This window comes from Microbacterium sp. SW12, assembly GCF_055391095.1.
Genome location: NZ_AP024335.1, coordinates 2,423,648 through 2,444,285, shown reverse-complemented (window position 1 = coordinate 2,444,285; position 20,638 = coordinate 2,423,648). Strand labels below are relative to the sequence as shown.

General features: G+C 64.8%; 18 protein-coding genes, 3 tRNA genes and 1 pseudogene. 13 read left to right on the top strand and 9 right to left on the bottom strand.

Annotated features, from left to right (window positions below):
- Positions 1-114: 114 nt before the first annotated feature.
- From MICSW_RS12380 to MICSW_RS12365, 4 genes are read left to right on the top strand one after another with little or no spacing between them, the layout of a single operon-like run.
- Positions 115-2,037 (top strand): glycoside hydrolase family 13 protein, encoded by a 1,923-nt coding sequence (locus MICSW_RS12380; RefSeq protein ID WP_464496043.1) that lies wholly within the window; start codon positions 115-117, stop codon positions 2,035-2,037.
- Positions 2,024-2,815 (top strand): hypothetical protein, encoded by a 792-nt coding sequence (locus MICSW_RS12375; protein WP_292729706.1) that lies wholly within the window; start codon positions 2,024-2,026, stop codon positions 2,813-2,815. Before MICSW_RS12380 ends, MICSW_RS12375 begins: the two co-directional genes overlap by 14 nt.
- 55 nt (positions 2,816-2,870) lie before the next feature.
- Positions 2,871-3,371, top strand: a complete 501-nt coding sequence (locus MICSW_RS12370; RefSeq protein ID WP_228177908.1) for an FBP domain-containing protein — start codon at positions 2,871-2,873, stop codon at positions 3,369-3,371.
- A complete protein-coding gene (locus MICSW_RS12365) occupies positions 3,368-4,279 on the top strand; it encodes a PfkB family carbohydrate kinase (RefSeq protein WP_292729711.1) in 912 nt (303 codons plus the stop codon). The genes MICSW_RS12370 and MICSW_RS12365 overlap by 4 nt, the downstream gene beginning before the upstream one ends.
- Before the next feature lie 212 nt (positions 4,280-4,491).
- Here MICSW_RS12365 and MICSW_RS12360 read toward each other — a convergent pair.
- Positions 4,492-4,573 (bottom strand) — tRNA-Tyr (locus tag MICSW_RS12360).
- Positions 4,574-4,769: 196 nt separating this feature from the next.
- Between MICSW_RS12360 and MICSW_RS12355 the strand changes: the two genes are divergently transcribed.
- The 6 genes from MICSW_RS12355 to MICSW_RS12330 all read left to right on the top strand — a co-directional run bounded on the left by MICSW_RS12355 (position 4,770) and on the right by MICSW_RS12330 (position 9,224).
- Positions 4,770-5,834 (top strand): hypothetical protein, encoded by a 1,065-nt coding sequence (locus MICSW_RS12355; RefSeq protein ID WP_341579954.1) that lies wholly within the window; start codon positions 4,770-4,772, stop codon positions 5,832-5,834.
- A gap of 20 nt (positions 5,835-5,854) precedes the next feature.
- Positions 5,855-6,655, top strand: coding sequence for an inositol monophosphatase family protein (locus MICSW_RS12350; RefSeq protein ID WP_228177911.1), 801 nt, complete (start codon positions 5,855-5,857; stop codon positions 6,653-6,655).
- Between the two features lie 583 nt (positions 6,656-7,238).
- Positions 7,239-8,354: a M23 family metallopeptidase gene (locus MICSW_RS12345; RefSeq protein WP_375236509.1), complete on the top strand. Its 1,116-nt coding sequence runs from the start codon at positions 7,239-7,241 to the stop codon at positions 8,352-8,354.
- A gap of 73 nt (positions 8,355-8,427) precedes the next feature.
- A tRNA-Thr gene (locus MICSW_RS12340) sits at positions 8,428-8,499 on the top strand.
- 35 nt (positions 8,500-8,534) lie between these two features.
- Positions 8,535-8,611, top strand: a tRNA-Met gene (locus MICSW_RS12335).
- A 103-nt stretch (positions 8,612-8,714) separates the two neighbouring features.
- Complete coding sequence (locus tag MICSW_RS12330; RefSeq protein WP_464496034.1) at positions 8,715-9,224, top strand: hypothetical protein; 510 nt, start codon at positions 8,715-8,717, stop codon at positions 9,222-9,224.
- 252 nt (positions 9,225-9,476) lie between these two features.
- Here the strand turns inward: MICSW_RS12330 and MICSW_RS12325 are convergent.
- The 8 genes and pseudogenes from MICSW_RS12325 to MICSW_RS12290 all read right to left on the bottom strand — a co-directional run.
- Positions 9,477-10,205: pseudogene (locus MICSW_RS12325) on the bottom strand (recombinase family protein); the annotation flags it as partial.
- A 522-nt stretch (positions 10,206-10,727) separates the two neighbouring features.
- Positions 10,728-11,549 carry a replication-relaxation family protein gene (locus tag MICSW_RS12320; protein ID WP_464496032.1) on the bottom strand — a complete coding sequence of 274 codons (822 nt, stop codon included), beginning with the start codon at positions 11,547-11,549 and terminating at the stop codon, positions 10,728-10,730.
- A 163-nt stretch (positions 11,550-11,712) separates the two neighbouring features.
- Positions 11,713-13,824: a type IV secretory system conjugative DNA transfer family protein gene (locus MICSW_RS12315; RefSeq protein WP_464496031.1), complete on the bottom strand. Its 2,112-nt coding sequence runs from the start codon at positions 13,822-13,824 to the stop codon at positions 11,713-11,715.
- The gene (locus tag MICSW_RS12310) at positions 13,824-14,027 is read right to left on the bottom strand and encodes a helix-turn-helix domain-containing protein (RefSeq protein WP_300590599.1); all 204 of its coding nucleotides are present in this window, start codon (positions 14,025-14,027) and stop codon (positions 13,824-13,826) included. The genes MICSW_RS12315 and MICSW_RS12310 overlap by 1 nt, the downstream gene beginning before the upstream one ends.
- A 16-nt stretch (positions 14,028-14,043) precedes the next feature.
- Complete coding sequence (locus MICSW_RS12305; RefSeq protein ID WP_300590598.1) at positions 14,044-14,238, bottom strand: hypothetical protein; 195 nt, start codon at positions 14,236-14,238, stop codon at positions 14,044-14,046.
- Positions 14,239-14,285: 47 nt separating this feature from the next.
- Complete coding sequence (locus MICSW_RS12300; RefSeq protein ID WP_300590597.1) at positions 14,286-14,891, bottom strand: MT-A70 family methyltransferase; 606 nt, start codon at positions 14,889-14,891, stop codon at positions 14,286-14,288.
- Between the two features lie 265 nt (positions 14,892-15,156).
- Positions 15,157-15,432: a hypothetical protein gene (locus MICSW_RS12295; RefSeq protein WP_300590596.1), complete on the bottom strand. Its 276-nt coding sequence runs from the start codon at positions 15,430-15,432 to the stop codon at positions 15,157-15,159.
- Positions 15,433-15,435: 3 nt separating this feature from the next.
- Positions 15,436-15,744 carry a hypothetical protein gene (locus tag MICSW_RS12290; RefSeq protein ID WP_300590595.1) on the bottom strand — a complete coding sequence of 103 codons (309 nt, stop codon included), beginning with the start codon at positions 15,742-15,744 and terminating at the stop codon, positions 15,436-15,438.
- A 113-nt stretch (positions 15,745-15,857) separates the two neighbouring features.
- Here MICSW_RS12290 and MICSW_RS12285 point away from each other — a divergent pair, with 113 nt between their 5' ends.
- From MICSW_RS12285 to MICSW_RS12275, 3 genes are all read left to right on the top strand, one after another.
- Positions 15,858-16,844, top strand: a complete 987-nt coding sequence (locus MICSW_RS12285; protein WP_464496030.1) for a hypothetical protein — start codon at positions 15,858-15,860, stop codon at positions 16,842-16,844.
- A 159-nt stretch (positions 16,845-17,003) separates the two neighbouring features.
- Positions 17,004-18,710: an SIR2 family protein gene (locus MICSW_RS12280; RefSeq protein WP_464496029.1), complete on the top strand. Its 1,707-nt coding sequence runs from the start codon at positions 17,004-17,006 to the stop codon at positions 18,708-18,710.
- A 700-nt stretch (positions 18,711-19,410) separates the two neighbouring features.
- On the top strand, positions 19,411-20,493 hold the full coding sequence (locus MICSW_RS12275) for a helix-turn-helix domain-containing protein (RefSeq protein ID WP_464496028.1): 1,083 nt from the start codon (positions 19,411-19,413) through the stop codon (positions 20,491-20,493).
- Positions 20,494-20,638 lie beyond the last annotated feature (145 nt).

The window sequence follows — 20,638 nt, the reverse complement described above, 5'->3', positions numbered from 1 at the left end:
GAACCCGACTCCATAACTGAAGAACAATCTGAGGGCTCTGTCATGGCCGCGGCCGTGCAACCACGATTCCCCGACCGACGGTGCACCGCGCCGACCTCTCGAAACGGACCGATCATGACCACGCCCACCCTGCTGCCACACCACGACGGATCGCCCCTCCACGTCTCCACCCAGACGCCCGCGCTCGGTGAGCTCGTTCGCGTTCGACTGCGTGTTCCCGCCGACTATCCCGCGCTGCGGGCAGTACGCACTCTTTCCAATCCCGACCACGAACCCGCCTGGACTGAGGCGACCGAACTCGGGACCGCCGACGGCTGGAGCTGGTGGGAGGCCCCGATCGTCGTGCGTAACCGCCGGCACGGCTACCGCTGGCTGCTCGTCCACGAGTCCGGCCGCGTGGAGTGGCTCAACCAGGCCGGCCTGTCCGATCTCGAAACCCGCGACGCCGACGACTTCGCCCTGGTCGCTCACCCCGCCCCGCCGGAGTGGATGTACGACGCCGTCATGTATCAGGTCTTCCCCGACCGGTTCGCCCGCTCGGAGGCGGCGGATCGGCATCCGACCCCCGATTGGGCGATCCCCGCGAGATGGGACGAGCCGGTCGATCCCGTCATGCCGGGCCGTTCGCAACAGTTCTACGGCGGTGACCTGGACGGCATCCGTGAACGCCTCGACCACCTCGCCGACCTCGGCGTGAACCTGCTCTACCTCACCCCCTTCTTTCCGGCAGCCTCGAATCACCGCTACGACGCGTCGAGTTTCACGCGCGTCGACCCGCTCCTCGGCGGAGACGAAGCGCTGATCCGTCTCGTTGAGGCTGCGCATGAGCGCGGCATCCGTGTCATCGGCGACCTCACCACGAACCACTCCGGCGACCGGCATGAATGGTTCCAGGCGGCGCTCGGGAATCCCGAAGCGCCCGAGGGCGAGTTCTACTACTTCACGGATGCCGAGCGCACCCGCTACGAGTCGTGGCTGGGCACCCCCACCCTGCCGAAGTTCAACTGGGCCTCGTCGGAGCTGCGTCGCCGATTCGTCGAAGGGCCGGATTCGGTCGTTGCGCAGTGGCTCAACCCCCCGTTCTCGCTCGATGGCTGGCGGATCGACGTCGCCAACATGACCGGGCGGCTCGGAGATGTCGACCTGAACGCCGAGGTCCGGCAGCTCACCCGGCAGACGATGATCGAGACGAATCCCGACACGATCCTCATCGCCGAGATCACCAACGACGCCTCGGGTGATCTCACCGGCGACGGCTGGCACGGTGCGATGACCTATCCCTCCTTCGCGAGGCCGCTGTGGGCGTGGCTGTGCGAGCCGACGGGGACGCCCTACCTCACCGGCGACGGGCAGGAGCGCACCGAGCCGTGGTTCTTCGGGCAACCGGTCGGCGGCATCCCCCGCTATGACGCGAGACAGTTCGTCGGCGCCGTCACCCGGTTCACGGCGGGCATCCCGTGGCGCGTGCGGCTGGGAAACATGCAGACCCTCGACAGTCACGACACCGCCCGCTTCGCAACCAACGCACCGGCGGAGGCCATTCCGCTGGCCGTCGGCCTGTCGATGACACTGCCGGGGATGCCAGTGCTGTTTGCCGGCGACGAGTTCGGCCTCGTCGGCGCCGACGGTGAAGCGAGCCGCACCCCGATGCCGTGGGGCACGGAATCAGAGCCCGCGGCTGCCGCGCGGCTCGACCTCTACCGGCAGTTGATCGCGCTTCGCCGCCGGCATCCTGCGTTGGCAACCGGCGGGCTGCGCTGGGTCCATGTCGACGAAAACGCGGTCATGTTCGTGCGCGAGAGCGCACAGGAATCAATCCTCGTGTTGGCGGCCACGACGGATGCTGACATTCTCCTTCACGCCGGCGCGGTCATCGCTGCCGACCGTGCGGAGGCACTCTTCGGTGATGCGGCGCTGGCAGCCGCAGCGGACGGCAGAGTCGGCATCCGGTCGACGGGCCCCACGTTTGCAGCCTGGGCCCTCCCGGGCGTCGATGTGCCGGAGTCTCGGGAAGGATCGGGCGATGGCGACGCCTGAGCGTTTCGACGAGCTCAGTCGCGGGCTCGTGGACGGCGTTGCGCGGCATCCCGACCTCGTCGGCCTCGCGCTGCTCGGATCGGCATCCGACCAAGCCCGTGACCGCCGTGATGAGTGGTCGGATCACGACTTCTTGGCCATCGTCGCGCCGGGTCGGGGCCAGGCCCTGCGCCCTGACCTCGGCTGGCTTCCCGACCCGGATTCGCTCGCGCTGACGGCCCGTGAGGGTGAGATCGGCTTCGTCGCCGTCTACGACGACGGCCACGTGATGGAGTTTGCGGTGGCCGAAGCATCCGAGTTATCCGGCGCCGTCGCCGGGGACGCGACGGTAGCCCTGGACGACGAATCCGACACGGTGACCGACCTCATCGACGATGCGCGCGAGCGGGCAACACTCGCTGACCGCTTCGATCCCGCCCAGGACGCTCGACTCGTGCTCGTGAAGATCCTCATCGGTGTCGGCCGCGCTCGCCGCGGAGAGGTGCTCGTGGCTGGGCAGTTCGTCAGGACCTGGGCCGTGCAGCTGCTTGTGCGGACGATCCGTGGACGGTTTCCCGACCGGTGCGGACCGACGCGGGATCGGATCGATCCGCTACGTCGGTTCGAAGCCGACTTCCCGGAGCTGGCCGAGCAGATCGCGCGCGCCGTCGCGCAGGAGGTCGAGCCGGCGGCGCGGGCGCTGTTCGACATCCTCTGTGGGCTCGAGCGCGGCTGGGTGGACTTCCCGCGTCGTGCGGCCGACGCGGTAGCAGCTCGACTCGGATGGACCGGAGACTGATCAGACCCTGCTCCGTGAGCTGCCACCTTCGTAGGATGTCGGGGGAGGAGGTGGCATGCGTCCGCTTACCGAAGAGGAACTTCGCGCGTCGTTCGTCAACGCTGCACCCGACGAGCTTCGCGTTATCGAGGTTCCGCTGAGTGCCCGCACGACCGACTGGTATCACTTCGACTTTCTCGCCTGGCGCGACCCCGAGTTCCGGGGCCGCGGATACCTCGTTGCCGAAGTCGATGGAGAGCCGCGGGGAGTCGTGCTTCGCGCATCCGACAGTTCGTCGCGGTCGCGAGCGGCGATGTGCAACCTGTGCCACACGATGCAGCCCGGCAACCAGGTCTCACTGTTCACCGCGCGACGCGCCGGGGACGCTGGCGCTCACGGTGACAGCGTCGGCACCTACATCTGCACCGACCTCTCGTGCCACGACAACGTGCGGCTGGCCGCGCCGCTCGCGCCCAGTGAGATGCGCGGTAGCGTCGACCTGAAAATTGATGGCACACGGCGCCGCACCGAAGCGTTCGTCGCGCGTGTGCTCGAGAACGGAGAGGCCCCGGCATGAGCTCGGTGGTAGTGATCGGCGATGCGCTGATCGACGAGTTGCGCGACGACGCCGGCGTGAAGGAGTTCGTCGGGGGAGCGGCACTGAATGTGGCTGTTGGCCTGTCGCGACTGGGCGTGCCGACAACGCTGATTGCCATGGTCGGAGACGACGAGGCCGGTGCCAAGATCCGGGCCTACCTCGACGACTACGGCGTGCAACTACTCGCCTCTCCCTCACCGCTCGGAAGCTCGCGAGCCGTGAGCGTGCGGGTCGACGGTGAACCGACCTACGTTTTCAACGACGCGGCCCAGGCCCGTCATCTCACGTTCGATGAAGCCCAGCGAGCTGCTATCGCGGATGCCGATCGCATCGTCGTCAGCTGCTACCCGTTCGACGACGCCGAACAGACCGCGGCGCTCATCGACGCTGTGGGCGAGGCATCCGATCGCCTCGTGATCGACCCGAACCCTCGCACCGGCATGATGAAGGACCTCGACGAGTTCCGCCGCGGGTTCGAAGCGCTCGCCGACGGGGCGGGTGTCGTGAAGATCGGTGACGACGACGCGACGCTCCTCTACGAGACGGACCTGGATGCCGCGGTCACCCGGATGCGAGAGCTTGGCGTGCCGACCGTTCTTGCCACCCGGGGTGCCGCAGGAGCGACGCTGGTCACCGATCCGGCAACAGTGACCAAGCCCGTCTCGTCCCTTCCCGGGGCGGTGACCGACACCATGGGCGCGGGGGATGCATCCCTCGCCGCCCTCGTCGCCGGGATTGTGCAGAAAGACCCCACGACCGCGGACGAGTGGACTGACGTGCTCGGCACCGCAATGGACATCGCCGCGGCGACCTGCCGCTTCCACGGTGCCCTGCTGCGAACCCCGGATGCACTTGCCGACGACCACATGGATCCCATCGGCACCTGAGACCGCAATGCCCAGAATTGTTCAAGGGCCCCCGCTTCGCGAGAGCCCTTGAACAATGAGTGGCAGGTGAGGGATTCGTCCCCACCGCCTGTCCACGCGCCGCTGTGCAGCGCGGGGAGCCTCGGGCGGCGTGGGCCCACCCGAGGGTTCGAACCCGCAATGCCCACAATTGTTCAAGGGCCCCCGCTTCGCGAGAGCCCTTGAACAATGAGTGGCAGGTGAGGGATTCGAACCCCCGAAGGCTATGCCGGCTGATTTACAGTCAGATCCCTTTGGCCGCTTGGGTAACCTGCCAAGTGCGCACCCGCCCAGCTTGTACAGTCGACCGGAGGCGCGACTAGCAATATTACAGCGAGTGACGGGCTCTCAGAAATCGTGCCCCTCCCAACCCTCGCCCTCAGCCAGCGCGTCCACAACTGAGGCGAATTGGGGGTTTCGATCTGAGGTTCGCGTGCGAGGATGACAGCGACATCGATCCTCGGGAGGATTCATGACCACGCCGTCGCCTGACGCCCCAGCGCCGCACGTTCCGTCGCCGCCGCCAGCTGCCGAAACCCCCGACCAATCCTTCGCTGCGCGGTCGCCCTATGCCCGGGCGGCGATCTGGGTCGCAGTCGGCGCGCTCGTCGCAGCGGCCCTCATCTGCGTCGTCTGGGTGCTTGTCGGCCCGCAGGCCGGTTCCATCTTCCGCGCATTCGTAACCGTGCTGCTGTTCGCCGGTTTCGCCGGTATCGCGATCATGGAAGCTCGGCTCGCGCCGCGCCGTCCGGCGTGGTTCGCCATCGCCAGCATCGCGACCTGGGTCGTCGCACTGCTTGCGGGAATCATCCTGATCTGGATGCCCGAGCCGTGGTCGTTCTACGAATGGGGTTTCGTCGGCCCCGAACGGTTCCTCCGCTTCCTCCTCGTGGTCCTCGTGCTTCAGCTCGCTCTGCTCCACGCGCGGTTCTTCCTGCGGGCTGCGTTGCGTCAGATCACGCCAATGAACCGCATCCTTGCTCCCGTCACGGTCGGGCTGGTCGCGGTGCTTGCACTGCTGCTGCTGACGCCCCTGGTCTTCAGCGACTGGATCTACTTCACGGAGTTCTACTGGCGCGTGGTCGTGGCGGTCGTGATTCTCGCCGCGGTCGGCACGGCACTGGTGCCCCTGCTCAATCTGCTCTTCGCTCCCCGGCCGATGGGCGGGGTGCCGGCTGCTTCGGTGGCGCCCGCGCCCGCTGCGCCAGCGCGCACTCAACAAGAGTTGCTTCCGTGGCCGATGTACATCGACGGCGTCACGCCCCTGCCGATGCTGCCCGATGGTTCGCCCGACTGGAACGCCTACTACACGGGGCGCCCTACGCCCGGCGCTCAGATCTTCGCGCCGGTCTCACCGACCCCCGCGCCGAGCGCTGCTGCGCCGACTCCCGAAGCCGAACCATCCGCGTCGACGGCCGCTGACGCTGCCCCCGAATCTTCGGTGTCGGTCGATTCGGACACGAGTTCCGACGCTGTGGCGGAGTCGGCCGCGGATGGACCCGCCGACGACTCTGCGGACCCGCCGCGGCAATCGTGATCGGGCGCTAGCGTGAAGAGGTGAACCACCCCGACCCGCGAGAACTTGAAAGTATCGCTGTAGGCCTCGCTCGCGAAGCGGGAGATCTGGCGCGACAGCGACGTAGCGAGGGCGTCTCGATCGCGGCCACCAAGTCCGCCCTCGCCGACATCGTCACGGAAGCCGACCGCGAGGTCGAAGCGCTGATCCGCTCGCGGCTGCGAGCGCTTCGACCGGCTGACGGTTTTCTCGGTGAGGAGTCTGAAGCCGACCCGGGATCCAGCGGCGTCACGTGGGTCGTCGACCCGATCGACGGCACCGTCAATTACGCGTACGGCATCCCGTTCTACGCCGTGAGCATCGCAGCAGTGCAAGGCAGCGCTGCCCCGGAGTCGTGGACGGCTCTCGCCGCGGCCGTGTACGTGCCGTCGCTGGATGAGATGTTCCACGCGGCCCGGGGCGCGGGGGCGTGGTTGGATGAGCGGCGGCTCCATGTTGAGGCTGATGCTTCCGACGCCGGCGCGTTGCTGGCGACGGGTTTCGGGTACGACCCCGCCACCCACGCGGGCGATCTGGGCCGCGTTGCCCGCGTGATGCCGATCGCTCGCGATATTCGCCGCATGGGTGCGGCATCCATCGACCTCTGCTCGGTAGCGGCCGGCCGGGTCGACGGGTACTTCGAGCGGGGGCTCAAGCCTTGGGACCACGCCGCGGCGGCCCTGATCGTGACCGAAGCTGGGGGACGCTTCGAGCTTTTTCCGGCGGACGACACCGGTCGCGTTCTGGTGATCGCCGCGATTCCCGGGATCTTCGAGCGCCTGTCTACACTCGCGCAACCCTGACAACGGATCTGCGGATACCACTGTGGAATCCGCAGAATGGGCGCCGCCCATGGCTTTCTCAGGTGGGAGCGGGTAGCGTTTACCGTATCGTTACCTTCTTTGCGCACCGGTGAAATCCGCGCGGAGCAGGGTGAGAACCATTCGAAACACCCGCGTCGTACCCGAACGACCGAGAGCGAGATCCGTGACCCCCGATATTCCTGCGCTTGACGCAGCGCCAACGCGCCGCTCCAGTCGCACAACCCCCACGCCTGTGCAGGCGTCGGAGGCATCGGGCTCTTCTCGCGCAGACCTGCGCCGCGGACGCCGAGTCGATCCACAAGCCGCAGCCGCGGGCCCCGACACGTCGGCCGGTTCGCTCGCTCCGAGGCCGGCAGGACTGCGGTCGAGGCCGCACAACGTTCCGCTGACGGATGCCGAAGCTGACGCCCTTTCGGGTGCCGGACTCGATTCTCCCCGCCCGACTGAGCAGGCGACCGCCGCTGCGGAGGTCACTGTGCCGGCCGCGCCGCTGACACGTCGCGCGCGCCGTGCTAGCGCCGTCCCCAGCTCTCCGGTTTCCGAGCCGGTCGAATCTGACGCGGTGATCGGATTCGTCTCGGTCGGCGACGTTCCCGAGGAAGCTGCAGCAGCGCCCGCTTCTGTCGATGCTGACACCGCCATTTCTGGCAACGATGGCGCGACGGTAGCGGAAGTGTCCGACCAGGCCGCTGCGGAGCAGCCCTCGTTCGCCGATGAGTCGGCTGCGCCGGCGGCCGGCGGCAACGGTGACCTCTTCGACGAAGTCGTGCGCACGTTCGGCGCTACGGGGGAGACACCTACGCTTGCGCGGGAGACGTCAGCGGCAGCGGATTCGTCGCCCGCAGATGAGTCCGAGGCCGTTGAGCCCGATCATGTGGCTCGCCGTCGTCCCCGCCTCGGATCCGTGCGCAAGCTCGCAACCACATCGTTCTCGGTCGGCGTCATGGGCATCGTCGGACTGCTCGCCGTCGGCATGACCACGCCTGTTGAGGCTGTCGCAGCTGCCGGCGGCGGCGAAGGCCCCACAGCCTCTATCGTCGCGCTGGCCGACGTCGAACCGACCGCGACGCCCGAAGAGGACATTCAGGCGTACGTTGCGCCAGCCGAAGCATCCACCACTGCTCTCAGCCGTGAGGAAGGCTATTCGGCTGTGTCCATGGCTGAGCTCGCGGTCGAGGCTGGCGTGCGAGAGATCGCGTCGACGTACGTAAACAACGCCGCGGCTGCCGTGCAGTACCCCTTCACGGTCGGAGTTCCGATCAGCTCTCCGTACGGCATGCGGTGGGGCCGGATGCACGAGGGAGTCGACTTCGCGCCCGGTGGGCAGGGCGCTGAGATCCACGCTGTCGCCGACGGTATCGTCCGTATCGCTACCGAGGCCGGAGGTGCCTACGGCGCCCGCGTCGTCATCGACAGCATCGTGGACGGCGAGCTTATTTCCACGAACTATGCGCACATGCAGTACGGCTCGCTCCGCGTTCAGCCGGGTCAGGTCATCAGGCTCGGCGACGTCGTCGGAACCGTGGGTACCACGGGTCGCTCGACGGGTCCGCACCTGCACTTCGAAGTTCTACTGAACGGCAAGACCCCGACAGAGCCGATGGCCTGGCTGGCGGCGCACAACGTGGCATCGACGGTCGTGACCGTGCCCGATGCCCCCGCTGTCGTCAACCAGTAATCACCACAGGAGCGGATTCTCTCCGACGACAGCGCTCTGATATTCTCTTCTAGTTGCCCGCGCGCCGGGCTTCGCCCCGATAGCTCAGTGGCAGAGCACTTCCATGGTAAGGAAGGGGTCGTCAGTTCAATCCTGACTCGGGGCTCGCAGCATCCATCTCGTGACCGACGGATGCCGTGCGGCAGGGTAGCTCAGTTGGTGAGAGCGCACGACTCATAATCGTGAGGTCGCGGGTTCGAGCCCCGCTCCTGCTACCAAACTAGTCTTACTCGAACAAATGACCTTGAGATATTGGTTTGAGTGTTCGACAGAGGAAGCGTCGGAGATTTCTCCGGCGCTTTTCTTGTTGGCCGAGCGTGGGTGGAGCGCGGCATCGCGGGTGTCGGCGACGATCGGCTGGAACTCGCGCTCGACGGTCAGGAGGTGGCCATCGTCGTCGATCCAGATGCTGGTGAAGAACGCGGCGAGCAGCTTTCGCTTGATCGGTCCGCTGGCGGCGGCGAACAGTGCGTCGGGGCGGCTCATGAGGTCGAGGTAGCTAAGCACGGTGCTGGTGCGCTCCTCGAGCGCGTGAGACGTCGTGTCCAGACTGGAGCGCACCTGATGCTTCTTGACCTGGATGTCGCGGAGGCGGCGCTTGAGTGCGTCTGTAGCAAGCGATCCGTCCGCGGCGAGATCGATGAGGCGTTCCTCCTTGCCGTCCAGCTTCTTGAGTTCTTTAGCGAGCCGGGCCTTCTCTTCCTTCTGCCCCGCGAGGACTTCCTGCAATGCCGCCGCGACTTCGGTCTTGGCTTCGTCGATGGTCTCGGGGGAGAGGCCGAGGAGTCTGAACTCGCGAGTCAGGGCCCGCTCGATCTCTTCGGTGGGTAAATAAGGCAGATCGCAGACGCCGTCCTGCCGCCCGCGGCAGAGATAGTACGAGTAGAGCTCTCCGGCATGGTTCTTCGCCTCGGTGTAGATGAGGCGGTGCTCGCGTCCGACTTCGTGACAGCGGCCGCAGTGGAGCATGCCGCGTGCGAAGTGATTGTGGACGCGGTCGCGCTGTCCCCGCTTCACACGGGCATCAATCACCATCTGCACGCGTTCGAAGAGCTCCGGGGTGACCAGCGGTTCGTGGCGTCCGGGATAGACGTTGCCTTTGAAGGTCACCATGCCGAGGTAGTACGGGTCGCGCAGGATCTGACCCAGCTGGCTGCGCGACAAGGGGCGCTCCGGCCACTTCGAAGACTTGCGTGTGGTGAGCCCTTGCTCGGCGAGCATCTGGGCGAGCTTGATCATGCTGTACTCACCCGTCGCGTATTGCTCGAAGGCCCAGGTGATGAGCGGGGCGCGCTGCGGGTCGATGGCGATGGTGTTGACGAGCCGTCCGTCGAAGTCTTTGCGGTCGTTGATGTAGCCGAGCTTGGCGCGTCCGGTGGTGCCGCCGCTCTTGGCCTTGTGGAGGAGCTTCTGCTTGATGTCTTCGCCGGACTGGCGCACCTGCATCTCGTTGAAGACGTCGACCATGGCTTCCATGGCGTCACCCATGTAGCCCTCTCCGAAGTCCTCTTTGGCGGAAACGAGCTTGACGCCCATGGCCGAGAGAACGCGCTTGGTGAGGGCGGCATCGGTGAGGTTGCGGAACGCCCGCGAGCGCATGTAGATCACGACGTGGGTGATCTCTGGGTGTTCCTCGATGTAGCGCAGCATTGAACGAAAGACAGGGCGCTTGCCGATGGACTGCGCAGAGTTTCCGGGCTCGACGAACTCCGCGGCGATGGGTGCGCCGGCCTGCCTGGCGCGAACGATGCACGCCTCACGCTGGGTGGCAATCGAGTTGCCGTCAGCGTCGATATCGATCGCCGTGAGCATCTGGCGAGGCGTCGAGACGCGGAGGTAGACGACTGCCTGGTTTTCTGCGGCGGTCGTCGGCAGTGCGGTGCTTTCCACCGCCAGGATCTTCTCCCAGTCCGTAAAGGTTGTGCGGCGGGCTCCCTGAGTCGGGGTTCTGGTCGTGTCAGTCATGGGGCTCTTCCCTGCTCTACTTGTCGGCCTGATCAGCGACGGATGCTGCGGCCCCGGCGCGTGCTTCGGCTTCTCGGCGGGCTTTAGCGCGGGCCTTGCCCTCGCGCACGAGGCGACCATGCTCTTCGCTCTGTGCGCGCCAGAACTCGTGTAGGGCATGTGCAATGGGATTCTCCGTCGCAAACTTGGCCCGAGCGCGCCTCACCCGCTCGTCGGTGTGTGGTTGGTGTTGGTTCATAAGGGTGTTTCCCTCCTTTCTGCCGGGTCCCGCTTTGAGTCGGCGGGTGGCCTTCGGATTAACGCTTAACTCGTGGGTTAAGTCCAGATGTTTGGTGATGTGGAATTGTCAACTGATCTGGGATTTATATGTCATGCATCGGTGCTCTCGTGGGGTAGCAGAGTGGTCAGGAAGCGATCAGGTGTGGTCGTGACAAACAGGCGGTCGGTGAGCGTGGTGTCGGCAGCGATCGCCTTCCGGAGGCTCTCCGCGCGCTTCTCGGTCGGCACGATCCACAGCACTCGGGGGAAGACGCCGTGCTCGGCTTGGGCGCGTCCGGTACGCCGGTACTCCTCATAGGCGTGGCACTTGGCGACGAGAGTTGGCATCGACTCGGTTCCACGATCGACCTCGAGATACCAGTGGTCGTCGTAATCGCTTGTGCTGAGGGTGATGAAGAGGTCCGGCCGCAGAACACGGGTTCCTCCTGTGGAGGCCGCGAAGGTGCGCGACGCTTCCGCCTCCACCTGGACGTTGGTCAGGGCGTATGGCCCTGTTCGTGTCGCTTCGAGGAGGTGGACGTGGGTGTCGGTGACTTCGAGAGTGTGGTCGAGGAAGGTCGTGGATGGGTCGCCGAGGCGGCGGCGGGTGGCGCCGGGCGTTCGGGTGAGGCGTTCCCCTGCAACGTCGAGGTGCCAGATGTAAGCGGCAGATCCGTGGTGTTGCCCGCCGATGCGACGTTCAAGCCTGCCGATGAGTCGGTTGGTGAGGAGCCTGTCGAGGACTCGGACGGTAGCCCTGGTTGCGGCCGTGAGCGTTGCGTGGTCGGTGAAGTAGACGCGCCTCAGGTGGACGGTTGTCGCGTATCGGTGGCGCGCGAGGAATTGGAGGATGTCGCGGTCGCGATCGGAGAGTTCGCCGCGGAGGTGACGTAGCCGAGAGGCGCTGATCCGCGAAGTGCTGGAATCTGTCATCGCGCGCCTCCGTACTCGTCTCGGGCGGTGAGGGATCCCGCCAAGGGCGGGATAGTCGTTTCCCGTACGGAGGGGGCATTGGCGGAAAGTCGTGGGAATTGGGCGGTGGAAGTGTTAGTGAACAGACGTCCGAACGGACACTGCTGTACCTCTGCTGTAGTTCTCATGAGTGGCTCCGTTTCCGGCGTCCGAGTGGCTCGTCGTCGTGGAAGTCCAGCGGGAGCTTCAGCTGCACGGGAGGGGTCTCGATCCGCCCGTACCGGGCTTGGCTCTCGGCGATGACCGCGTCGGTGGAAGCGACCATCTTGGGTGGTGGGAGGACGCGGGCAGAGAACCAGCCCGTGCGGCGGCCCTTGTTCTGGAGGCTGGTGTAGATCTCGTAGGGCGGGAGGCGGGAGAAGTCCTCGGCGGATAGGCCGGTGGTCCGAGCGGCTTGGTGGGCGTGTTCGTCTTCGAGACCGAAGATGATCTTGTTCCTCGCGTTCGCGTCGATTCCCTTCAGGAGCTTGTCGGGGAACTGGGCCCGATGCTGGTGCGCCAGGTGCCAGGCGGCACCGAGCGAGCGGGATTGCTCGAGGGCTTCGCCGAGGTCGGAGTCGAGGTGCAGGAACGATTGGGCTTCGTCGAGGTAGATCGAGATCGGGGTCCGCTCGCTCTGCGGGACGGAGGCCCGGCGCAGGATCAGCTGCCACAGCTGCGACACCACCAGCGACCCGAGAAGCTCGGCTGCCTTCGGGCCGAGTACGCCTTTGTTGAGGGTGACGACGACGATGCGGGGCTTGGTCACGATGTCTTCGAGCGCGAACCGCGGCTCGGGCTGATCGAGCACAGCACGCAGGCCTGGGCGGAGAATGAACTGCCGCAGCCGGGTCAGTACCGGTGAGATCGCAGCGGCTTGTTGTCCGCTGCTCTTGGCGTCGAACTGGGCCCAGAAGCCTTGGAGTACCGGATCGTCGACGGCCCGCAGGGCATTCCGCCGGAAGGTCGGGTCGGTCAGGAGCGACGGCAGATCAGTCAGGGCCGAGCCGGGGTTGGCGGCGAGAGTCAGGAGTGACGCGTGCAGCGTGTCCGAGGTGAGTGGTCCGAACTCTGACGGGAACAGGCCCTTGAAGATCGCGAGGACGTTGTCGGCAACCAGCGCGGCGTCATCACCGGCGTTGGCGATCGGATTCACGCCTACGGGGTTGGGCAGCGTCGGATCGATGACGACAACATCGCCGTGCCGGTCTTCCGGGACAAGGGTGAGGACGTCGGTGCCGAGATCCCGCTTGGGGTCGATCACGACCACGCTCCGGCCCGCCTGGATGTCGGCGGCGATGAGGTGCAGCATGAGGGTGCTTTTGCCGGCCCCTGTAGGTCCGTAGATATGGGTGTGGCGGAGGCTGTCCTCAATCCCAATGCCGACGCAGGTCTCCGGCCCAGGTGCGGTGCTGAGCGCGAAGACCCGTTCCTTCGGCACCTTGTAGATCTTGGGTGGCGAGATCAGGCGCGGGTGCGCCGGGGGTAGTCCCGGCAGGTCCGCTTCCCCGACCGGCCAGGCCAGCAGGGCGAGCGCTTCCTCGGGCGTGAGGCGCAGCGGCTGACGCAGCGGGACGCGGGCGGTGTCGAGGTTCTCTGGTTTCTTGCTGGCCAGTGAGATGGTGGTGCCGCTGCTCTGGAGCGTCCGGAGTGCGGCGAGCGCGCTGTGGACGAGGAGGCGGCGGCGTACGGGTGAGGTCGACGAGATCCCGATGCGGGCGACGGCGCGGAATCGGTACTGTGCCAGTTTCCCCTCCAGCCGCGCCCGCGAAAAGCTGGTCGCCTTCCTCGGTCCGGTCGTGAGCAGATCCATCCAGGATGTCGAAGGGTCGGCAGCGTTCGGCGGCAGGATCTCTGGGGCCTGGCCGCGACCCAGCATCACCTGTACGACCAGGACGTCGTCCTTGCCGGTCGCTCCTGACAGAGCAGCGAGCAGCGCCCGGAGGCTCTCGTCGCTGGTCTCGAGGGAGAGGTTCAGACTCGGGCGGCGGATCTGCACCCGCCCGGCTCGCTCCACCTCCTGCCGTGGTTCCACCAGGTCGGTGATCGCCACGTCGGGGATGAGGCGACGGATCAGGGAGAGCGTGCCAGACAGGTCGGTTCCTTCGGCACCGAGCAGATGCCGAGTGTGCCCTGCCTCGGTGCGGGCTTCCCAGATGAGTGGCCCCCGGTGGTCATCGGCAGCCAGCGCCCGGAGCAGCCCGAGGGCTGCTGGGGCTGCGAGGGGTCGGGGCCAGTGCAGTTCACGCCACTCCATCACTCGCCTCCTTCGCGCTCAGGGACGTCGCTGGTGTCCCGCGCCTGAGATGAGGTCTCGCCTTCCCTGCGGGCTGCGTCTTCGATGGCGGCGTGCTCGAGCAGCGCCCGGGCGAGCTTCGGGTAGTCGATCGGGAGGCGACGCTCGGCCCGGACACGGATCCGGTACTCGCGGCGCGGCCTTCCCCTCTTGCGGCTCACCATGCACCTCCCCAGGCCGTTACCAGCGGTCTCGGCGCAGCCGCAGCGCGACCACGACGACCCAGACGAGTCCGGCAGCGAGCAGGCCGATGAGCAACCAGACCCAGATGGCCTGGATGATCGTGACCGCGACCCACAGCAGGACGCAGATAACGCACAGCAAGAAGACGGCGGACAGCAGGGCGTTCAGCGGACCCTTCTCGGGATTCGACATGGCCAGGTTCCTTTCGGGTGGTGGGATTCGGGATTGAAACGGGAGGGTTAGACATCGGCGACCTCCTCGAAGCGGGCATCGCTCGGTACGGGGTAGCCAAGGACGCGGATATCCGAGGTGACCTCGTTGCCCCAGACGTGCCAACCCGGGAACGGCCGGCGGGCGAAGAGCTCCAGATATGGGCCGGGGCTACAGCGCTGGATCATGATGTGGACCTCTTCCGGCTTGTGGGAGTGGTCCTGACGCGGCAGCATCGCGAACGAGCGTTGCCCGTGGAATCGGAACGTGAGCTTGCCTTTCACGCCGAGCAGGAGTGTCTCGTGGGCGTGGCGGAAGTACTGGCCGAGGCCCATCTGGTCTTTGCCCCAGACGAACTCGTCCTTGAATTCGAAGCCCCAGCCGCGCATGATTTCCTCGGCGAGTGCGCGGGTTGCTGGGTAGCACCACATGTAGAGGTGCGCGTTCTCTGCCATGAGGTCCGGGATGGGGAGGCCACGGATCTGCTCGATGGTCATCAGCGGGTAGTGGCGCCCTGCTCCGAGCGTGCCTCGCTGGCCTGTCGGCCAAGGTGCGTCGAGAATCGCCGTGGAATACCGCAGCGCCGTCTTCGCTGACGTCTCGGCGCCCTTGTTCGTGTTGATGGTGGTGTTCATGTGTGTGTTCCCTCCCTTCGTGAATCCGCGGATGATGTGGCGCGGTTACCGTCACTGGTTATGACGGCGAAAGATGAAATCTTCTAGTGTCCGATCGCTCAATCCGTGCGCTACATGTGGACGCGAGGTCGGACCCGGAGACTCGCGCCAGAGGTCAGGAGACGAATCTGACTGACGGTCGTGGTGTGGATTTCACAACGCCTAGAGATGAAGAGGGCTCGGCGGGAGCGCCGCCATATGCGCTGCCGCCGAGCCCTCACCGTTGCTACTCGTCGTCCGGGATGCGGCCGGAGGCCATGAACGACTCGCGGATGAGGGCCTTACGGGCCTCAAGCGCGTCGCCGTTCAGTTCCGCCGCTAGCCGCAGGATCGTGGCGCGAAGCTGAGCCTGCTTCCGGTCGAGCTCTGCCTCGATCTGAGCTCGCTTGCGGGCCTTCCGGTCGCGGAGCTTGCCGACGGCCCACTCACCGCCCACCACCGCACCGTTGATCGCGGCACCGGCCGCGAATACGGGCAGCAGGAGCGCGGCCAGGAGAGTCATCGCTCACCACCTCGCAATGGCCGAGGCAGCGCCCATCGCGTAGGCGTCGACGATGTGCCGGTAGCGGGACTCGCCCAGCGGCGCGACCGTGATTAGGTGCTGCTCTAGGGCTGTGAGCGCGCCGACGTTCTGCAGCGCAGTGTTGGCGATGAACGCCCGCCCCTGCTCCTGCGTCTCCGCTACCAGCGCGCGAGCCTGCACCCGCTCCACCTCGCGGCTGGCTTGCCGTTGCATGTTCCAGCTCATCTGAGCCAGACCATTCGAACTAAACGCTCCACCCAACGGGGCGAGGTCCTTCTTGGGATCCAACATGTCGGTTCCTTCCTGTCGCAATCGGTTAGGTGACATCGACGGTAGAAACCGAACTCGCGTCCGATCGGAAGTGGTGAAAAAGTTGGAATCACGCGACGGAAGGGGGCGACATCGTGACCCAAGATGAACTCGATGTGGCGAAGCTTCGTGGAGATGATCTCGCCGCCGAGCTCGAGTTCATGCGTAAGAACGAAGGCTTCACCGAGCGCAGACTCAATCCCACGGGCATGCTCGCCGAGGTGCTCCGTGAAAAGCCCGATGACTCCTTCGAGCGGGTCCGTAGCCGGTTCCTCTCAGCCATCCACGCGGGGAGCAACGAGGACCAAGCTCTCCTGCTCGATGTCTTCGCTCTCAGTCCGGGGACCACGGGTTCACCTCGGCTCATGGAGCGTCGCAGGGTTCACGGAAACCGCATCGGGCGTAGCGCCGAGACGGTCGCCGACCGCGAGCGACCCGCGCTTGAGAGACTCTTCACTCGTCTCGTGACGGGGCGCTACCCCCAGTCACCGGTCTTGCTGGAAGTGCCCGAGATGCACAACGGCATCATTTACCAGACCACCAGCACCCTGATCGTCGTCGAGAACCGTATGTGGAAAGAAACGCGGGAGCACTACCGCTTCATCGCGACCTTCGACGAGATGGACTACCTCACCATCACTCGCTCGTACGACGGCATCACCAGAGCTGAGCCCGGTGGCGCGTTCAAGGTCAACTCGCGACGGGTGCCAGGAGCAGGCTGGAACGACCACTTCTGGCACCTAAACCTTCAGCGCACCGAGCCATCACCGATGAGGCGAGGTGAGGTTTATGACTTGCGGTTCACGATTAGGCCGCCAGAAGGCGCGGGCGAGCAGGAGCCGATCACGCTGGCAAGTCGCGCGTTCCACGAGCGATCGCTGCTCGCGTCGATACAGGTTGCGTTCATTGGCGAGAAACCGCGCGAGGTTTGGAAGTTCGAGGCCGTTAGTCCCTATGCGCGGCCAGCCACGGCCAACTCCTACAACCTGACAGAGTTGCGCAAGGGTATAGCCTCGCTGCGGATCCGTGACGCCCACGGAGGTCTATTTAGCGGGCTCGGGTGGCGTTGGCGAACCACATGACTTGAAGGATTTCGTTGGCACCAATACCATCACGGGCCCTCAACGTGAGACTCCACCTGAGGGAACTTCCGGATCACGCCGGGGCAGCGTGTGCAGCGTCCCGAGCGCGCGCCGGACTGCGTGCCACGGCTGGGAGAGGGTCGCTGCTACGATCTCGCCATGATCGATGCGCTAGTTGGACTCGCTGAGCCCTTCTTTCACGATCGCTCAACTCACAACGCGATCGACGAGATGGCGCGTCTCGAGAACGTGACGATATTTGTGGGCGCAGGAGCATCAATCGAGCGAACGGGACTCACCTGGGCGGGCATGTCTGCCCATTTGCTCGACAAAGACCTTGGCAGTTACGCCGAGCGGATATCAATTGTCAGGACCATCGGTGAACTCGCAGCCGCATCCGCCATTGAACGACAGTTCCAGAAGCGCTTTGCCGACGAGCCGAAGCGCGCTCTCACTCGTGCGATCCACGAGCTTCTCTACGGAGGATCCCAGGTCGAGCCAAGCTACTTCAATGAGCGAGTCGTCGCCCTTGCAAACGACTTCGTTGGTGCCTCCCAGAGCGTAGTCGTCGTAACACCCAACTATGACGACTTTCTTCTTGGGGAGCTCTCGAACCTTCTACGGGATGGGGATGCTTCGTTTCAAGGTGTGGATGTATTCGCGTTCGGAGTAACCGCAGATGGCGAAGCCACCACGCTCACGGATGAGAAGCGCGAGAGACTCGTTGCCTCTGCTGCGGATAAGACACGCATAACGCTCGTACACGTACATGGGCTTGAGCAGCGCGAACTACACGCGGATTCGCAACCGGACGGCGACCAAGTCACGATCGTTCTTCCAGACGAGCACGCGTACCCCGTCTTCAGCGAGGGAGACTACGTCGCAACGCGGACAAACACGGAAGAAATTCTCGGACTGCTCTTTCGCGAGCGCGACATTATGGTTGTCGGATCGAGCCTCACTGACCCTCCACTTCTCCACGCACTGACCGAGCGCGCCCGCGCGTTTCACGACCGTAAGTGCTATGCAGTTCGTCCCCTCCAGGGACTAGATCTGAGCAGGCTCAGCGACGAAGTTGCAGCATCGTTCGTGGAAGTCGAACGTGATCGCGCGTCGGCGCTCGGAATGAATCTTGTTAGCCCTCCCTTCTATTTTCAGGCACCGCAGTTGCTAGAGGAGGTTCGTGTTGCCCTCAAGCTCCATAGGCCCCCAAAGGGAACGCGGAAGCGCGACTATGCCGGCCCAGGATCGTCGCCTAGGTATGGATCGCGACTTGAGTCGTGGTGGCGAGCTTGGCGCGACGATGAGACCATCTCGGTACCCGAGATGCAGTCGTACGCTCATTCTTTGCTCGCGTTGGCGGTCCTTCCGGTCGTGAGGGAGGTGCTCGACAGCGACGAAGACGAGGACATGCGCCTTGAAGCGTGGGTTAGGTGGGAACCGCAGTCGCGGGAACTTCGCCTGTGGGCGTCGTCTACCGGGGACTGGCCCGAGATGGACATGGCGCGCCGTGAGCGCATCGGCATCGGAGCGAACTATCCCGCGACGACCGCCTTCATCAATGGCGCACCAACTTACGCGACGGGGCCGACCCAACGGACTCGATGGCATTCCTTCTTATCAAAGCCGGTTCGCTACATGCAGCCGGAGGAAGAGAAATACGGGGGATGCCACATTCAGGTCGGTGTGTTGTCGCTCTCATCGATGAGGTCAGAATCGACAAGCTCTCTAAATCCGCGTGTGAAGGAGAACGCGGGCATCCTCTTCAACATGCTCGACGCGGCAGGTAGGGCACTGTTCGCGCCTGAGGAGCGCGGCGTCATGATCGAGTCGATAGCTCGAGGAGAGGTTACGTTCTCGTACTAGTGTCCCGCCACCCCGCTAACGCGACTTGCGCTTGACATGGACGCTCAGCTTGCTTTCGTGGGACGGCTTGCTAGGTATGGGCACCACTACCCGCTTGACAGGGTAGCGGCCATACTCGACTGCTTTCATCCGCACATCCCTGATTGACGCCACAGATCCTTCTTGCTTGTGAGACTCCGCGACGAGATTCTGGTCGACAGTCACGGGACTGTGGTCAACTGCAGACGGCTGCTCAACAGATGATCGCCGACTACTAGTGCGACTACTTACGTCAGGCAAAATCCACCTCGGCAATCTTAAAAGCTGCCTCGGAGGCGGTGGCAGGTCGAGCTCGTTCCCGCAGCGAGGGCATCTGTCGACCGGATGAAATTGTTCTGGCGTAAGGCGCTCCATGTACACCCTTGGTATACATCATTCCCCGGTCGCGGTCAACAAGAATCAGGTGAGAAGCCCTCGGGGGCCTCTCCCGGACGCCTAGCAGTCCGGAGGTAGTCAGCGTATCAGCGCCCACGGCGTGTCGCATACTCAATGCCAGACTTCGTAGCTTCACGCCGCCAGTGTCACGCAATTGACGGTTTTTTGCTTTGCGCCGCGCCGACATGCCGCGAAATCCTCGTTGCCTCTATTGCCTGGGCCCACCTGCCATCGTAATGTCAGGTCAGGAGGCGAGGGAGAAGTGTCGGATCAGTCGCGAGATGGCGTGTCCGAGTACAAGCTCGACCCCGAACGACTAGAGCTTGCGAAGCATCTTGCTCAAGTACCTTTCGCGGCCGATTTGGCGTCCCGCGTGGGGCGCACACCGGGCACGGTGCTTAACTGGGAACAGGGCCGAACAAACCCTCCACTCAGCACTTTGACTCGTCTCGCGGATGAGTTGCAGACAGACGTCAGGTTCCTGACCGATTCGCGCCCCGTTCCGGAATTGCAGGATGCGTTCTTTCGTCAACCTCGGAGAAACGCAGGATGGGCGCTCGAGCGCTTCGGCGCCTATGCCCGACTGTTTGCGCGGTTCGTTGAGCACCTAGGAACACATGAGTGGTCCGCCGAGCTTGAACGCATACGGCGACACAACGCAGGCAACGCTCCTACCGTCGCAGCCATGAACACACGCGACGGCCTGGGATTGCCGAGAACGTCACCCATCAAGGACACTGTTCAGGTAGCACGTGACCTCGGAATCGTAGTCGGTTACGGACCCGTTGCCTCGGCTGGCCTGTCCGCCTTCTCAGCAAGAGCTGGTCGCCTGCCACTCGTCGTGCTAAACCCGGCAGGGGGTGATCACCTTCGCCAGCGCTTTTCAGTGTTGCATGAGGTTGGGCATCTTGTGATGCATGGCGCAGACGACGGCATGACTCTTGGTGAGCGGGAGAAGGAAGCGCATCGCTTCGCCGCCGCCATGCTCTACCCTCCTACGAATGCGAACATGGGAGCTTTGGCCGCCGCGGTCGCTGATGCAAGCTTCGATTCACTCATCGAAATAAGTCGAGCATGGCGAATCAGCGTAGAGGCACTGGTGGAACTTGCTTGCGCCGAACTGCGCGGATCTGCTCGGACGTCAGCGTTCGAGCGTCGGAAGAGTCTCGCGGACCGTCCAGGAGCTATTCAATCTCACTACAGCGCTCCCGAGAGAGTCACAGAGATTCCTGATGCACTCGATGCGCTCGAACAGGGAAGAGCGCGGGTCGGCTATCTCGCTCACGAAGCGGGCCTCCCTCGTAGGTATGTCGCGATAATGGCAGCATCGACCGCGCACGATGCTGCTTCGGCTGATTCTTCCGCCTAGCGTGACAGTGATCGGACGCTTGCCCCCTGCGCTGCCCCGTCGTTAGCTAAGAGCGTCGCGCAGCCACGCTCGCCTTCCTTGCCGGTCTGCGGCTTCCAGGGAACCACCGGGTTCTCGGCCGCTTCCGTCAAGGAGGTGATTCGCA

Bases quoted from the DNA above. Each gene is read 5' to 3' on its own strand.
- MICSW_RS12290 (WP_300590595.1), bottom strand. From the start codon at position 15,744: ATGTTGGATCCCAAGAAGGACCTCGCCCCGTTGGGTGGAGCGTTTAGT.
- MICSW_RS12365 (WP_292729711.1), top strand. From the start codon at position 3,368: ATGAGCTCGGTGGTAGTGATCGGCGATGCGCTGATCGACGAGTTGCGC.
- MICSW_RS12370 (WP_228177908.1), top strand. From the start codon at position 2,871: ATGCGTCCGCTTACCGAAGAGGAACTTCGCGCGTCGTTCGTCAACGCT.
- MICSW_RS12320 (WP_464496032.1), bottom strand. From the start codon at position 11,549: ATGACAGATTCCAGCACTTCGCGGATCAGCGCCTCTCGGCTACGTCAC.
- MICSW_RS12300 (WP_300590597.1), bottom strand. From the start codon at position 14,891: ATGAACACCACCATCAACACGAACAAGGGCGCCGAGACGTCAGCGAAG.
- MICSW_RS12280 (WP_464496029.1), top strand. From the start codon at position 17,004: ATGATCGATGCGCTAGTTGGACTCGCTGAGCCCTTCTTTCACGATCGC.
- MICSW_RS12380 (WP_464496043.1), top strand. From the start codon at position 115: ATGACCACGCCCACCCTGCTGCCACACCACGACGGATCGCCCCTCCAC.
- MICSW_RS12305 (WP_300590598.1), bottom strand. From the start codon at position 14,238: ATGTCGAATCCCGAGAAGGGTCCGCTGAACGCCCTGCTGTCCGCCGTC.
- MICSW_RS12355 (WP_341579954.1), top strand. From the start codon at position 4,770: ATGACCACGCCGTCGCCTGACGCCCCAGCGCCGCACGTTCCGTCGCCG.
- MICSW_RS12315 (WP_464496031.1), bottom strand. From the start codon at position 13,824: ATGGAGTGGCGTGAACTGCACTGGCCCCGACCCCTCGCAGCCCCAGCA.
- MICSW_RS12295 (WP_300590596.1), bottom strand. From the start codon at position 15,432: ATGACTCTCCTGGCCGCGCTCCTGCTGCCCGTATTCGCGGCCGGTGCC.
- MICSW_RS12375 (WP_292729706.1), top strand. From the start codon at position 2,024: ATGGCGACGCCTGAGCGTTTCGACGAGCTCAGTCGCGGGCTCGTGGAC.
- MICSW_RS12310 (WP_300590599.1), bottom strand. From the start codon at position 14,027: ATGGTGAGCCGCAAGAGGGGAAGGCCGCGCCGCGAGTACCGGATCCGT.